Genomic DNA, 13,030 nt, shown 5'->3' with positions numbered 1-13,030 from the left:
AGCCCCGCAAGGCCACTCAATGGGAATGCCGCGGCATCCCCCCTTCACGGGCGATCACACGCATATGCAGCGTCGCCGGCTCCAGGCAGCCGCCGGTGGACAACTGCCCGACGAGTTGCCGATAGAGTTCCTGCCAGGGCGTCTGCGAGGCCGGGATGCTCGGCTTCCAGGCCGCACGTCGGCGTGCCACTTCTTCGTCGTCCACCAGCAGGTCGACCCGCCGCTGGTTGAGGTCCACGCGCAGCCAATCGTTGGTCTGCAACAATGCCAGGCCGCCGCCCACCGCCGCCTCCGGCGACATGTTGAGGATCGAAGGGCTGGCCGAGGTGCCGCTCTGGCGGCCATCGCCCAGGCACGGCAGCGAGTCGATGCCTTTCTTGATCAGTGCCGCCGGCGGCGCCATGTTCACCACTTCGGCACTGCCTGGGTAACCCACGGTGCCGGCGCCACGAATCACCAGGATGCAACGCTCATCGATGTCCAGTGCGGGGTCGTCGATGCGCGCGTGGTAGTCCTCCGGCCCCTCGAACACGATGGCCCTGGCCTCGAAGCTGTTTTCCTTGCCCGGTTCGGCCAGGTAGGTCTTGCGGAAGGCTTCGCCCACCACCGACATCTTCATGATCGCGCTGTCGAAGAAATTGCCGCTGAGCACGATGAAGCCGGCGTTGTGCTTGAGCGGCGCATCGAACGGCAGGATGACCTCGCGATCGCTGGTGGCTGCGTCGCGAACCACCTCGCCGATGGTCCTGCCGCTGACCGTCGCGCATTCCTCGTGCAGACGGCCGGCCTTGCGCAGCTCATGCATCACCGCCGGAACGCCGCCCGCGCGGTGGAAGCCTTCACCCAGGTATTTGCCCGCCGGCATGCAATTGACCAGCAGCGGCACGTTCTCACCGATGCGCTGCCAGTCGTCCAGCGACAGCTCGATGCCCATGTGCCGGGCGATAGCGATCAGGTGCGGTGGACAGTTGCTCGAAGCGCCCAGGGCCGAAGCCACGGCGATGGCATTCTCGAACGCCTCGCGGGTCATGATCGACGACGGGCGCACGTCCTGCATCACCAGCTCGCAGATGCGCCGCCCGGTGGCGTAGGCCATCTGCCCGCGTTCGCGGTACGGCGCGGGGATGCTCGCGCAGCCTGGCAGCGACATGCCCAGGGCCTCGGCCAGGGCGTTCATCGACAGTGCCGTGCCCATGGTGTTGCAATGGCCGACCGACGGCGACGCGGCAGTGGTCATCTCCATGAAGCCTTCGTAATCGATTGCGCCCGCGGCCATCAGGTTGCGCGCATGCCACAACACCGTGCCCGACCCGATCAGCTGGCCCTTGTGGTGGCCATCGAGCATCGGGCCGCCGGACAGCACGATGGCCGGCATGTCCGTGGTGGCAGCGGCCATCAGGCAGGCTGGGGTGGTCTTGTCACAGCCGGTGGTCAGTACCACGCCATCCAGCGGGTAGCCGTGGAGGATTTCCACCAGGCCCAGGTAGGCGAGGTTGCGGTCCAGCGCTGCGGTTGGCCGGCGGCTCTGCTCGGCGATCGGGTGCACCGGGAACTCCATGGGGATGCCGCCGGCATCGCGAATCCCCGCCTTGACCCGCTGGGCCAGTTCCAGGTGGTGGCGGTTGCAGGGCGTCAGGTCACTGCCGGTCTGGGCGATGCCGATGATCGGCCGCCCCGATTGCAGTTCGTCGCGGGTCAGGCCGTAGTTCATGTAGCGCTCGACGTACAACGCGGTCATGTCGGCGTGGCTCGGGTCGTCGAACCATTGCTGGCTGCGCAGCGGGCGTTTCGCGGTATCGGTCATGTCGTTCTCTCTTGTATTTATGGGTACCCGTCAGCGTTGCAACACGCTGGCATGTGCAGCGCTATGCACCACTGAGGTGCCGCTGCCAACCGCGTCATCAAGGGCGGTATTCCCCGACAGAGCGGTGCAGCAGCCCTCGGGCAGCCAGGTTGCGCATCAACGCGCCGAGGCCGAAGGTCCAGGGGCGGGCCTTGTCACTCGTGGTGACCTGGTTGTGCAACTGGCCCAGCAAGGGGCTGGCGATGCGCACCTGGTCGCCAGGCTTGTGGGTGAAACCCGCACCCGGCAGGTCACGGTCCTCGGTCGGGGCGAACAGCGTGCCGAGGAACAGCAGGAAACCGTCGGGGTACTGGTGGTTTTCATTGAGCGTTTGCCGGACCAGATCCTCTGGGTCGCGGCTGATCTGGTCCATCGAGCTGCTGCCGACCAGGCGGTAGCCGTCGCTGCCCACGACTTCCAGGTCGACCACGCAGCGGCGCACCGCGTCCAGGTCGAAGGTTTCGTCGAACAAACGAATGAACGGGCCCACCGCGCACGAGGCGTTGTTGTCCTTGGCCTTGCTCAGCAGCAGCGCGCTGCGCCCCTCGAAGTCGCGCAGGTTGACATCGTTGCCCAGGGTCGCGCCGTGGATGCGGCCGCGGCTGTCCACCGCCAGCACCACCTCGGGCTCGGGGTTGTTCCAGGCCGAATGCGGGTGCACGCCAATGGCGCTGCCACTGCCTACCGCGGCCAACACCGGGGCCTTGGTGAACACCTCGGCATCCGGGCCGATGCCGACTTCCAGATACTGCGACCACATGCCCTGTTCGATCAACAGTGCCTTGAGCGCCATGGCCTGCGGTGAACCTGGGCGCACCGCCCGCAGGTTGTCGCCGATCGCCGAGCGCACCGTGGCACGCACGGCCTCGGCCTTGTTGGCATCGCCACCGGCCTGCTCTTCGATCACCCGCTCGATCATGCTGGCAGCGAAGGTCACGCCTGCCGCCTTGATCACCTGCAGGTCGACCGGTGCAAGCAGGTAGGGCTGGTTGCCGTCGAACGCTGCGCCGCTATTGCCCAACAAGGCTTCGACACTGCCCAGGAAGCGGCCCGGGGTGCTGCGCACGGCCTGCACGGGGTCTTCGCATTCGAGCAGTTGGCTAAGGGTGGCGAAACGCTCGGAGAGATCGAACACGCCGTCGGTGCGCAAGGTGATCAGCGAAGGGCCCCCAGGTTCGCCGGGGGTCCAGGCGCGACCGATCAGGGTGCCGGTCAGGCCATCCTCGGGCAGGGTATTGGCGGGGGTGAGCGTCATTGGCATGGCATCAAATCTCTCGGCACAGGAAAACTGCACGCTAGGCATGCCAGGCGATAAACTCCAATGGCATCTTTTCACTATTCGATAACATTGGGTTATTGCAACAAGGTGGATCACATGTCGGACCTGTCTTTCTCCCACGTCTGCAACTGGCTCAAGTTCCGCCACCTGTTGCTGATCGACACGCTTGGGCGCACCCACAACATGCACCTGGCGGCGCAGCAGATGAACCTCACCCAGCCGGCGATCAGCAAGATGCTCAAGGAAATCGAGAATTTGCTCGGTTTCGCCCTGTTCGACCGCCTGCCGCGCAGCATGCCACCCACCGCGTTGGGCGAGCAGGTGTTGCGCTATGCCCAGGTCGCCCTGAACGATGCGCGCAACTTCGTCGATCAGATCGACAGCCTGCGCCAAGGGGGGCACGGCCATTTGAAGGTGGGCGGCATCTTTGCTGCCACCGCCGTGGCGCTGCCGGATGCCATCGTCGAGATCAAGCAGCGCAAGCCATTGCTGTCGATCGAGGTGGTGGAGCAGACCAGCGATCACCTGATGGCCATGCTCGAGGACAAGATCCTGCACCTGGCCGTGGCCCGCTTCACCGACGTGTCGCAGCACCAGCGCTTCGACTTCCAGCCACTGGCGCCGGAACCCTTCTGCTTCGTGGTCAACGACCAGCACCCATTGAGCAATGCCGGGCCTGTGACCTTGCCACAGCTGCTGGAGTGGCCGTGGATTCTCTACCCCAAGGGCACGCCGATCCGCGGGCGCATGGAGCGGGCCTTCGCCCAGGCGGGCGTGGCGGTGCCGCGCAATACCATCGATACCATTTCCATGCAGACCTTCCTCAAGGTGCTTTTGGGCGGGCCAATGATCGGCATGCTGCCGCAGGCGATGGTCGAGCCGCACCTGGCCAGTGGCGTACTGGTCAACCTTGACACGCCACTGCACCTGACGCCCCAGGACTACGGCATTCTCACCCGCAAAGGCGAGCCCTTGAGCGGCGCGGCCTTGGAGTTCGCCGAGATTCTCCTGACACATGCGCGTCGCGTTTCGGAGGATTGATAACCTTCCGTTATCGGATGATCCCTAAAAGCCATTGGGCAAGAATCGCTGAGCCACCTAGATTAGCGCCCCATGTCTTCCGTAACGCCGAGGAATCATCCATGACGCTACACGCAGGCCAACAATTCATCGGCGGGAGCCGCCGCGCTACTGGCCAGGCGACCCTCTACAGCATCGATGCGCGCACCGGACAGGCGCTGCCCGGTGCGTTTTATCAAGCCACTGAACAGGAGGTGGACGCCGCTGCCCGTGCGGCGGCTGCAGCCTATCCAGTGTACCGGGCGCTGCCCGCCGCGCGCCGGGCCGAGTTCCTCGATGCGATCGCCGAGGCGCTGGATGGCTTGGGGGATGACTTCATCGAAACCGTATGCCGTGAAACGGCCTTGCCGCCAGCGCGTATCCAGGGCGAGCGGGCGCGCACCAGCGGCCAGCTGAGGCTGTTCGCCACGGTACTGCGCCGAGGTGATTTCACCGGCGCTCGCATCGATCGTGCGCAACCCGAGCGTCTGCCGCTGCCACGCCTGGACATCCGCCAATGCCGCATGGGCCTGGGGCCGGTCGCCGTCTTTGGCGCCAGCAACTTCCCCCTGGCATTCTCGACGGCCGGTGGCGACACCGCCGCAGCGTTGGCCGCTGGCTGCCCAGTGGTGTTCAAGGCACACAGCGGCCACATGGCCACGGCGCAATGGGTGGCCGAGGCCATCATCGGCGCCGCTGAGCGCTGCGCGATGCCGGCGGGTGTATTCAACATGGTGTTTGGCGGCAGGGTCGGCGAGGCGCTGGTCAGGCACCCGGATATTCAGGCCGTTGGTTTCACCGGCTCGCTCAAGGGCGGACGGGCCTTGTGCGATATGGCCGCGGCGCGACCTCGGCCTATTCCGGTATTCGCCGAAATGAGCAGTATCAACCCGGTACTGGTCCTGCCCCAGGCGCTGGCGATTCGCGGCGAGGCCGTGGCGCGGGAACTGACGGCTTCGGTGGTATTGGGATGTGGACAGTTCTGCACCAATCCTGGCTTGGTGCTGGGGGTACGCTCAGCGCAGTTCAGCGCCTTCGTCGCGCACTTGAGCGCACAGATGGCCGAACAGGCGCCGCAAACCATGCTCAACGCCGGCACCCTGGCCAGCTACGCCCAGGGTGTGACCACCCTAAAGGCGCGGGCCGGCATCCGCCTGCTTGCCGGGGCCGAGCAGCAGGGTAACCAGGCCTGGCCGCAACTGTTCCAGGCCGATGCGAAATTGCTGCTGGACGGTGAACCGCTGCTGCAGGAAGAAATCTTCGGCCCGGCCACGGTGGTGGTTGAACTGGCTGATCAAGACCAGCTGGTCGCAGCGTTGCACGCGCTTGGCGGCCAACTGACCGCCACGCTGATTGGCGAGCCCGGCGACCTGGCGCAAGCCGCGTCTTTGGTAACGGTGCTTGAACAGAAGGTTGGCCGGGTGCTGGTCAACGGTTACCCGACTGGCGTCGAGGTATGCGAGGCGATGGTTCATGGTGGCCCGTATCCGGCCACCTCGGATAGCCGTGGCACCTCGGTCGGCACGCTGGCGATAGAGCGCTTCCTGCGTCCGGTGTGCTACCAGAATTTTCCCGACGCACTGCTTCCCGAGGCACTGCGCGACGCCAACCCACTGGGGCTGCTGAGACTGGTCGATGGCCGGCCCACCCGCGAGCCGATTCCCTGAACACTGTTACTCACAGGCGCAACACCACCGGGTGCGGTCGTGCCCGGTGCTCTTTCAATAACAACAATCAGGCATGCACGACATGCCAAGAGGCTGGTTATGGATCATCAAGTTGTCGACCCCGTGCGCGATCAGGCTTTCGAGGATCGCACCTATCGCAAAGTAATCGTCCGCATCCTGCCGGTCCTGTTGCTGTGTTACATGGCTGCCTATCTCGACCGGGTGAATATCGGCTTCGCGAAACTGAGCATGCTGGAGGATCTGCAATTCAGTAATACCGTCTATGCCCTCGGCGCCAGCGTTTTCTTCTGGGGCTATTTTCTGTTTGAGGTCCCGAGCAACCTGCTGCTGCATCGATACGGCGCCCGGTTCTGGATTGCCCGCATCATGCTGAGCTGGGCCATCGTCTCCATGGCTGTCGCATTTACCCAACCCCTCGCCTCGTTCTTCCACGTCGAGTCCAGCACAATGTTCTACGTGCTGCGCTTCTTGCTCGGCATCTGTGAGGCCGGCTTCTTTCCAGGCGTGATTCTTTACCTCAACTACTGGTTCCCCACCCATCGCCAAAGCCGGGTGATGTCTGGGTTCCTGATGGCACTGCCTGTCAGCCTGACGCTAGGCGGTATCTTGTCGGGATGGCTGATGACCAGCATGGACGGCTGGCACGGTATGGCCGGCTGGCAGTGGATGCTGCTGATCGAGGGCGTACCATCGCTGGTCATGGCGGCAATCGTTTTTGGCTGCTTGTGCGACAACATCGACAAGGCTGCCTGGTTGTCCCAGCAAGAAAAGGCACTGCTCAAGGCCAACCTGAAGCAAGATGCGCACGGCAAGGTTTCGCGCCTGAAAGATGCCTTCTTCAGCCCACGAGTCTGGCTGCTGGTATTCATCCTGCTGACTTTCAACACAGGCTTCTATGGCCTGGCGTTCTGGATGCCATCGATCATCAAGAGTGCGGGAGTGACCAGCAGCCTGGAAATCGGCTTGCTGACCGCCATCCCCTATAGCGTGGCGGTAATTGCCATGTTGCTCAACGCACGCCACTCCAACCGCACTGGCGAACGGCGGCTGCATGCTGCGATCCCGGCGTTCATCGGTGGCTGCGGACTGATGCTCAGTGCAGCCTTCGCACATGATGTCGTGCTTTCAATCCTGTTCCTGACCGTCGCTGCATCTGGGGTGCTCAGCCTGATGCCTATCTTCTGGACGCTGCCGGGCACAGTGCTCTCAGGTGTCGCTGCTGCGGCTGGCATTGGCATGATCAACGCTTTCGGCAACCTGTCCGGTTTCACCGGCTCGATGATCACAGCCGTGGCAGAGAACCTCACCGGCGACATCAACAACGGCACCTATGTGCTGGGCCTGTGCCTGTTCATCAGCGGCGCACTGGTCATGGCGATCCCGGCGGCGATGTTGAAGCGGCCCGACGCGCAGCCCCGCACGCAGTTGCTGGAAGCAGCATGAGCGAAGGCGCAAGCCTGCGCCAGGCGCTGCCGATGTCGGCGCCGTGCTCGATGAGCGCGAACATCGGCTCGCCGGGCACACCGGCAGCCCTTAAGGTTGTTCGTCAGGCTTCGGCCGTTCGGCTGCTTGCGCGCCGCCGACCGGGGCGTCCTGCGCAGGCGGTTGATCGGGCGCGGGCTGCTCGGCCGGCTCATCCGCCGCTGGCGCTTCAAGCGACGCGCCCGCGTCGGCCCCCGGCTGGGGCTGTGGCGCGGGGCTGGAGCGGTAGTCCGCACGGCGCTTGAGCTGGAATTCGCGCACCGCCGAGTTGTGGTCGTCGAGGTCGTCGGAAAACACATGGCTGCCATCGCCACGGGCGACGAAGTACAGGCTGGTGCCATCCGACGGGTTGAGCGCCGCATGAATCGCCTCGCGGCCGACCATGGCAATCGGCGTCGGCGGCAACCCGGTCATGGTGTAGGTGTTGTACGGCGTCGGCTCGCGCAGGTCGGCACGCGTGAGTTTGCCGTTGTAGCGCTCACCCATGCCGTAGATCACCGTCGGGTCGGTCTGCAGCATCATGCCCAGGCGCAGGCGCCGCACGAAGACCCCGGCGATCTGCCCGCGCTCCTGGGGAATACCGGTTTCCTTCTCCACCAGCGAGGCCATGATCAGCGCCTGGTACGGGTCGCGGTACGGCAGGTCGGTGGCGCGCTCCGCCCACTCCTTGGCCAGCACTTCATCCAGGCGCATGTACGCCTGCTGCAGCAGCTCGACGTCGCTCATGCCCCGCACGAAGCGGTAGGTGTCGGGGAAGAAGCGCCCTTCGGGGAACACACCGGTATGGCCGAGCTTGTCCATCACCTCTGCATCCGACAGGCCGTCCAGGGTGTGCTTGAGCTTTTCATGCCTGGCCACGGCAGCCCGCACCTGGCGGAAGGTCCAGCCCTCGACCAGGGTGAGGTTGTACTGCACCACGTCGGCCCGCCGCCAGGCATCGAACAGCTGCTCGACGGTCATGCCGGGGGTCAGGCGGTACTCGCCGGTGTGCAGGGACGTACCGGCCATATTGAACCGCCAGTACAGGCGCAACCAGACAGCGTCGTCCAGCAACCCTTCGTTCTGCATGCGATAGAACATGCGGTTGGGGTTGGTGCCATTGGGCACGTCGAGCAGGCGTTCCTGCGTCACGTGCAAGGGCTGCTGCAGGACCGAGTTGACCTTCCAGGCCGACCAGCCAACGGCCAGGCCGGCAAGGATCAAGCTCATTTCCAGCAGCAGCAGGAATTTGCGTCTCACGAATTCAGGTTTCCAGTAACGTACGGGCAACGGCCTGCAGTTTACGGGTGAGCGGGCCCGGCGACCAGTTTAGCGCGGCGATGCCACGCACGGGCCAGACACCGTAGACACTATTGCAAACAAATACTTCATCGGCCTGTTCCAGCGCCTCGAACGGCAGGTCGCATACCTGCAGCGGGATGCCCTGCAGCGCCGCCTGTTGCAGCAACGCCGCGCGCATCACGCCAGCGACGCCGCAACGGCTGAGGTCAGCCGTGAACAGCTTGCTGTCGCGCACCAGGAACAAATTGCTGAACACCCCTTCGATCAGCCTGCCCTGCCCATCGCGCATCAGCCCTTCGGCATGTTCGCTGTCCTGCCATTCGGCACGGGCCAGCACCTGCTCCAGGCGGTTGAGGTGCTTCAGCCCGGCCAGCAGGGGTTGCTCGCCAAGCCGGGTCTGGCACAGGAACAGCCGCACGCCGCGCTCGGCATGTTCGACAGGATAGCTGGGTAACGGGCTGCCCTGCAGGATACGTCGCGGCATGGCACCGGCAACCGGCGCATAGCCGCGCTGGCTGTCACCACGGGTAATGATGAGTTTGGCAACGCCATCACCGAGCTGGCTGGCATAGCGCAGGAGTTCGTCGCGCACCAGTGCCAGGTCGGCATCGATCGCCAGGCGCTGGCAACCCAGCGCCAGGCGGGCGAGGTGGCCGTCCAGCAGGCTGGGCCGGCCGCCACGCACGGCGATGGTCTCGAACAGGCCATCGCCGTAGGCCAGGCCGCGGTTCTGCAGGTTGACTGCAGCCGCTGGCTGGCCGTCGATCCAGCTGTGCATCAACCGGCGAACCGGCGGAATACCAGCGAACCGTTGGTACCGCCGAAACCGAACGAGTTGGACAGCACCACGTCGATCGGCATGCTGCGCGCCTGGTGCGGCACGAAGTCGAGGTCGCAACCTTCGTCCGGCTCGTCCAGGTTGATGGTAGGCGGCGCCATCTGGCTGTTGATGGCCAGGACGCTGAAGATCGCTTCCACCGCACCGGCAGCGCCCAGCAGGTGGCCGGTCATCGACTTGGTCGAGCTGACCGCCAGCTTGTAGGCATGCTCGCCGAACACGCGCTTGATCGCTGCGACTTCAGCGATGTCGCCCGCCGGGGTCGAGGTGCCATGGGCGTTGATGTAGCTGACCTCTTCCGGCTGGATGCCGGCATCGCGCAGGGCGTTGGCCATGCAGCGGGCAGCGCCTTCACCGGTGTCGGGCGGCGATGTCATGTGGTAGGCATCACCGCTCATGCCGAAGCCGACCAGCTCGGCATAGATGGTGGCACCACGCGCCTTGGCGTGCTCCAGCTCTTCAAGCACCAGGGCACCGGCACCGTCGGACAGCACGAAGCCGTCACGGCCCTTGTCCCACGGGCGGCTGGCCCGGCTTGGCTCGTCGTTGCGGGTGGACAGTGCACGCGAGGCACCGAAACCGCCCATGCCCAAGCCGCAGGCAGCCATTTCGGCGCCACCGGCGATCATCACGTCAGCTTCACCGTAGGCGATGTTGCGCGCGGCCATGCCGATGCAGTGGGTGCCGGTGGTGCACGCCGTGGCGATGGCATAGTTCGGCCCCTGCAGGCCCAGGTGGATCGACAGGAAGCCGGAGATCATGTTGATGATCGAGCCCGGCACGAAGAACGGCGAAATGCGACGCGGCCCCGAATCGTGCAGGGTGCGGCTGGTTTCTTCGATGTTGGTCAGGCCGCCGATACCCGAGCCCATGGCTACGCCAATCCGCTCGCGGTTGGCGTCGGTGACTTCCAGGCCGGCATTACGCACCGCCTGGAAACCGGCCGCCAGGCCGTACTGGATGAACAGGTCGAGCTTGCGGGCCTCCTTGGCCGACAGGTATTGCTCGACCTCGAAGCCTTTCACCGAGCCGCCAAAACGGGTGGAGTAGGCAGACAGGTCCGTATGCTCGATCGGACCGATGCCACTGCGGCCAGCCAGAATGCCCTGCCAGGTGCTCGGTACATCGGTACCCAGTGGCGATAGCATACCCATACCGGTGACCACGACGCGTCTACGCGACACAGTACTCTCCTTTTCTAATAACAGAGTCTCTTGCCATTGCATTCAAGCGCTGGAATGAAATGGCAACAGGCTCTTGGTACGCGGTGAACGAGGCAGCCTGGAAAATACGGGCGCTCGCAAAGAAAAAACCGCACGCCGGCGAAGGCAGTGCGGTTTTCCCCGACAAGTAGCGTCGACTAGAGCGTCTTAGGCCTGGTGGGCTTTGACGTAGTCTACGGCAGCTTGAACGGTAGTGATCTTCTCGGCTTCTTCGTCAGGGATTTCGGTCTCGAATTCCTCTTCCAGAGCCATCACCAGCTCAACGGTGTCAAGCGAATCGGCACCCAGGTCATCGACGAAGGACTTCTCGAGAGTCACTTCCTCTTCCTTGACGCCCAGTTGCTCGGCGACGATTTTCTTGACGCGTTCTTCGATGTTGCTCATACCTAGGTTTACTCCTAATGGATATATGTCAGGCAGCTGGCCGGTGGCTAATTTTATAGAAAGACGTTCGCTTTTCAAGCTAAACGCACTTTCAGGCCAGTCACCGTACCCACTGCCTGGAATCTGGTTGCAGCTTTATAACGGATTTTAGGCTCGCAGTATGACTCTTTTTTTACGAAATCCGTCACATTGAGTTGCTGTGTTACATGTACATCCCGCCGTTGACCGGCACGGTAGCGCCGGTGACGTAGGCTGCGCCGTCGGATGCCAGGAACGAAACCACCTTGGCGATTTCGTCGGCCTGGCCCAGGCGACCCAGCGGGATCTGGGTCTGCAGCGCTTCACGCTGCGCTTCCGGCAGTTCGCGGGTCATGTCGGTGTCGATGAAGCCCGGGGTCACCGAGTTGACGGTGATACCGCGCGAGCCCACTTCACGCGCCAGGGCGCGGCTGAAACCTTCGAGGCCCGCCTTGGCGGCCGCGTAGTTGGCCTGGCCGGCGTTACCCATGGCACCGACGACCGAGCCGATGCTGATGATACGACCCCAACGCGCCTTGGTCATGCCACGCAGCACGCCCTTGGACAGACGGTAGAGGCTGTTCAGGTTGGTGTCGATCACGTCGAACCACTCGTCGTCCTTCATGCGCAGCATGAGGTTGTCACGGGTGATACCGGCGTTGTTGACCAAGATGGCGGGGGCACCGAACTGCTCGCCGATGGCGGCCAGCACGGCCTCGACCGATTCGGCGCTGGTCACGTTCAGCTCCATGCCGGTGCCGGCGATGCCGTGCTCCTTCAGGGTGGCGGCGATGCGCTCGGCGCCGGAAGCCGAAGTGGCGGTACCGATCACGGTCGCGCCCTGGCGGCCCAGCTCGAGGGCGATGGCCTGGCCAATGCCACGGCTGGCGCCGGTGACCAGTGCAACTTTACCTTGCAGGCTCATGCAAGCTTCTCCAAATCAGGCCAGCGCCGCACGGGTGGCGGCGACGGCGTCAGGGGTATTGAGGTTGTAGGTGGTGACACCATCGGCGCAACGCTTGTTCAGGCCGGCCAGCACCTTGCCTGGGCCGCACTCGACCAGGTTGACGGCACCGTTCGCCGCCAGGGTCTGCACGCATTCGACCCAGCGCACCGGCTGGTACAGCTGCGCCAGCAGGTCCTGCTTGAGGGTGTCGAGGTCAGCGGCAACGGCGGCGGTGACGTTCTGCACGACCGGAATCTGCGGGGCCTTCCACTCGATGGCATTGACCGAGTCGGCAAAGCGCTCGGCAGCCGGCTTCATCAGCGCGCAGTGCGACGGTACGCTGACCGCCAGCGGCAGGGCGCGCTTGGCACCCTTGGCCTTGCACAGCTCCATGGCACGGTCTACCGCGGCCTTGTTGCCGGCGATGACCACCTGGCCTGGCGAGTTGAAGTTGACCGCGCTGACCACCTGGTCTTCAGCCGCTTCGGCGCAGATTGCAACCACCACGTCGTCATCCAGGCCGAGAATGGCAGCCATGGCACCATGGCCGGCCGGCACGGCTTCCTGCATCAGCTGGCCACGGCGTTCGACCAGGCGCACGGCGTCCGCCAGGCTGATGCTGTCAGCGGCAACCAAGGCGCTGTATTCACCCAGGCTGTGACCGGAAACGAACGCCGGCCGCGCACCGCCCTCTTCCAGCCACAGGCGCCACAGCGCGATGGAGGCGGTGAGGATGGCCGGTTGGGTCTTGTCGGTCTGGTTGAGTTGTTCTTCCGGGCCTTGCTGGACCAGCTTCCACAGGTCGTAACCAAGTGCCTTGGACGCTTCGTTGAAGGTTTCGATGATCACTGGCTTCTCGGCGCCGAGCTCGGCGAGCATGCCCAGCGACTGGGAACCTTGACCGGGAAAGACGAATGCGAGAGATGCAGACATTGAACAAGCCCTTATGATCTTGTCGTCGGATAGGGTGCGCCAGGCCCTGGGCCAGG

At 64.3% G+C, this 13,030-nt stretch carries 11 protein-coding genes; 3 read left to right on the top strand and 8 right to left on the bottom strand.

Features of this window, described 5'->3' with window-relative positions; genetic code table 11:
- Positions 1–16: 16 nt before the first annotated feature.
- The gene (locus HG549_RS07525) at positions 17–1,804 is read right to left on the bottom strand and encodes an IlvD/Edd family dehydratase (RefSeq protein WP_170028922.1); all 1,788 of its coding nucleotides are present in this window, start codon (positions 1,802–1,804) and stop codon (positions 17–19) included.
- Between the two features lie 97 nt (positions 1,805–1,901).
- Positions 1,902–3,104: a fumarylacetoacetate hydrolase family protein gene (locus HG549_RS07520; RefSeq protein WP_170028921.1), complete on the bottom strand. Its 1,203-nt coding sequence runs from the start codon at positions 3,102–3,104 to the stop codon at positions 1,902–1,904.
- A 114-nt stretch (positions 3,105–3,218) separates the two neighbouring features.
- Between HG549_RS07520 and HG549_RS07515 the strand changes: the two genes are divergently transcribed.
- From HG549_RS07515 to HG549_RS07505, 3 genes are all read left to right on the top strand, one after another.
- Positions 3,219–4,163: a LysR family transcriptional regulator gene (locus tag HG549_RS07515; protein WP_170028920.1), complete on the top strand. Its 945-nt coding sequence runs from the start codon at positions 3,219–3,221 to the stop codon at positions 4,161–4,163.
- A gap of 101 nt (positions 4,164–4,264) precedes the next feature.
- Positions 4,265–5,848: an aldehyde dehydrogenase (NADP(+)) gene (locus HG549_RS07510; RefSeq protein WP_170028919.1), complete on the top strand. Its 1,584-nt coding sequence runs from the start codon at positions 4,265–4,267 to the stop codon at positions 5,846–5,848.
- A 99-nt stretch (positions 5,849–5,947) separates the two neighbouring features.
- Positions 5,948–7,312 (top strand): MFS transporter, encoded by a 1,365-nt coding sequence (locus HG549_RS07505; RefSeq protein WP_170028918.1) that lies wholly within the window; start codon positions 5,948–5,950, stop codon positions 7,310–7,312.
- Between the two features lie 90 nt (positions 7,313–7,402).
- Here the strand turns inward: HG549_RS07505 and mltG are convergent, their stop codons facing one another.
- From mltG to fabD, 6 genes are all read right to left on the bottom strand, one after another.
- Entirely contained in the window at positions 7,403–8,590 is a 1,188-nt protein-coding gene (mltG, locus tag HG549_RS07500; RefSeq protein ID WP_170028917.1) for an endolytic transglycosylase MltG, read from the bottom strand.
- 4 nt (positions 8,591–8,594) lie between these two features.
- A complete protein-coding gene (pabC, locus tag HG549_RS07495; RefSeq protein WP_170028916.1) occupies positions 8,595–9,410 on the bottom strand; it encodes an aminodeoxychorismate lyase in 816 nt (271 codons plus the stop codon).
- On the bottom strand, positions 9,410–10,654 hold the full coding sequence (gene fabF, locus HG549_RS07490; RefSeq protein ID WP_170028915.1) for a beta-ketoacyl-ACP synthase II: 1,245 nt from the start codon (positions 10,652–10,654) through the stop codon (positions 9,410–9,412). The genes pabC and fabF overlap by 1 nt, the downstream gene beginning before the upstream one ends.
- 186 nt (positions 10,655–10,840) lie before the next feature.
- Complete coding sequence (gene acpP / locus HG549_RS07485; protein ID WP_016715141.1) at positions 10,841–11,077, bottom strand: acyl carrier protein; 237 nt, start codon at positions 11,075–11,077, stop codon at positions 10,841–10,843.
- A gap of 202 nt (positions 11,078–11,279) precedes the next feature.
- Positions 11,280–12,020 (bottom strand): 3-oxoacyl-ACP reductase FabG, encoded by a 741-nt coding sequence (gene fabG / locus HG549_RS07480; protein WP_063911721.1) that lies wholly within the window; start codon positions 12,018–12,020, stop codon positions 11,280–11,282.
- A 15-nt stretch (positions 12,021–12,035) separates the two neighbouring features.
- Positions 12,036–12,974: an ACP S-malonyltransferase gene (gene fabD, locus HG549_RS07475; RefSeq protein WP_170028914.1), complete on the bottom strand. Its 939-nt coding sequence runs from the start codon at positions 12,972–12,974 to the stop codon at positions 12,036–12,038.
- Positions 12,975–13,030: the final 56 nt, after the last annotated feature.

It is taken from the genome of Pseudomonas sp. SK (genome assembly GCF_012975065.1).
Taxonomy (GTDB): domain Bacteria; phylum Pseudomonadota; class Gammaproteobacteria; order Pseudomonadales; family Pseudomonadaceae; genus Aquipseudomonas; species Aquipseudomonas anuradhapurensis.
This window is presented reverse-complemented; position numbering and strand designations above follow the sequence as displayed.

Excerpts from the sequence above, each read along its gene's own strand:
- HG549_RS07525 (WP_170028922.1), bottom strand. The coding sequence starts at position 1,804 with ATGACCGATACCGCGAAACGCCCGCTGCGCAGCCAGCAATGGTTCGAC.
- HG549_RS07520 (WP_170028921.1), bottom strand. The coding sequence starts at position 3,104 with ATGCCAATGACGCTCACCCCCGCCAATACCCTGCCCGAGGATGGCCTG.
- HG549_RS07515 (WP_170028920.1), top strand. The coding sequence starts at position 3,219 with ATGTCGGACCTGTCTTTCTCCCACGTCTGCAACTGGCTCAAGTTCCGC.
- HG549_RS07510 (WP_170028919.1), top strand. The coding sequence starts at position 4,265 with ATGACGCTACACGCAGGCCAACAATTCATCGGCGGGAGCCGCCGCGCT.
- HG549_RS07505 (WP_170028918.1), top strand. The coding sequence starts at position 5,948 with ATGGATCATCAAGTTGTCGACCCCGTGCGCGATCAGGCTTTCGAGGAT.
- pabC (WP_170028916.1), bottom strand. The coding sequence starts at position 9,410 with ATGCACAGCTGGATCGACGGCCAGCCAGCGGCTGCAGTCAACCTGCAG.
- acpP (WP_016715141.1), bottom strand. The coding sequence starts at position 11,077 with ATGAGCAACATCGAAGAACGCGTCAAGAAAATCGTCGCCGAGCAACTG.
- fabG (WP_063911721.1), bottom strand. The coding sequence starts at position 12,020 with ATGAGCCTGCAAGGTAAAGTTGCACTGGTCACCGGCGCCAGCCGTGGC.
- fabD (WP_170028914.1), bottom strand. The coding sequence starts at position 12,974 with ATGTCTGCATCTCTCGCATTCGTCTTTCCCGGTCAAGGTTCCCAGTCG.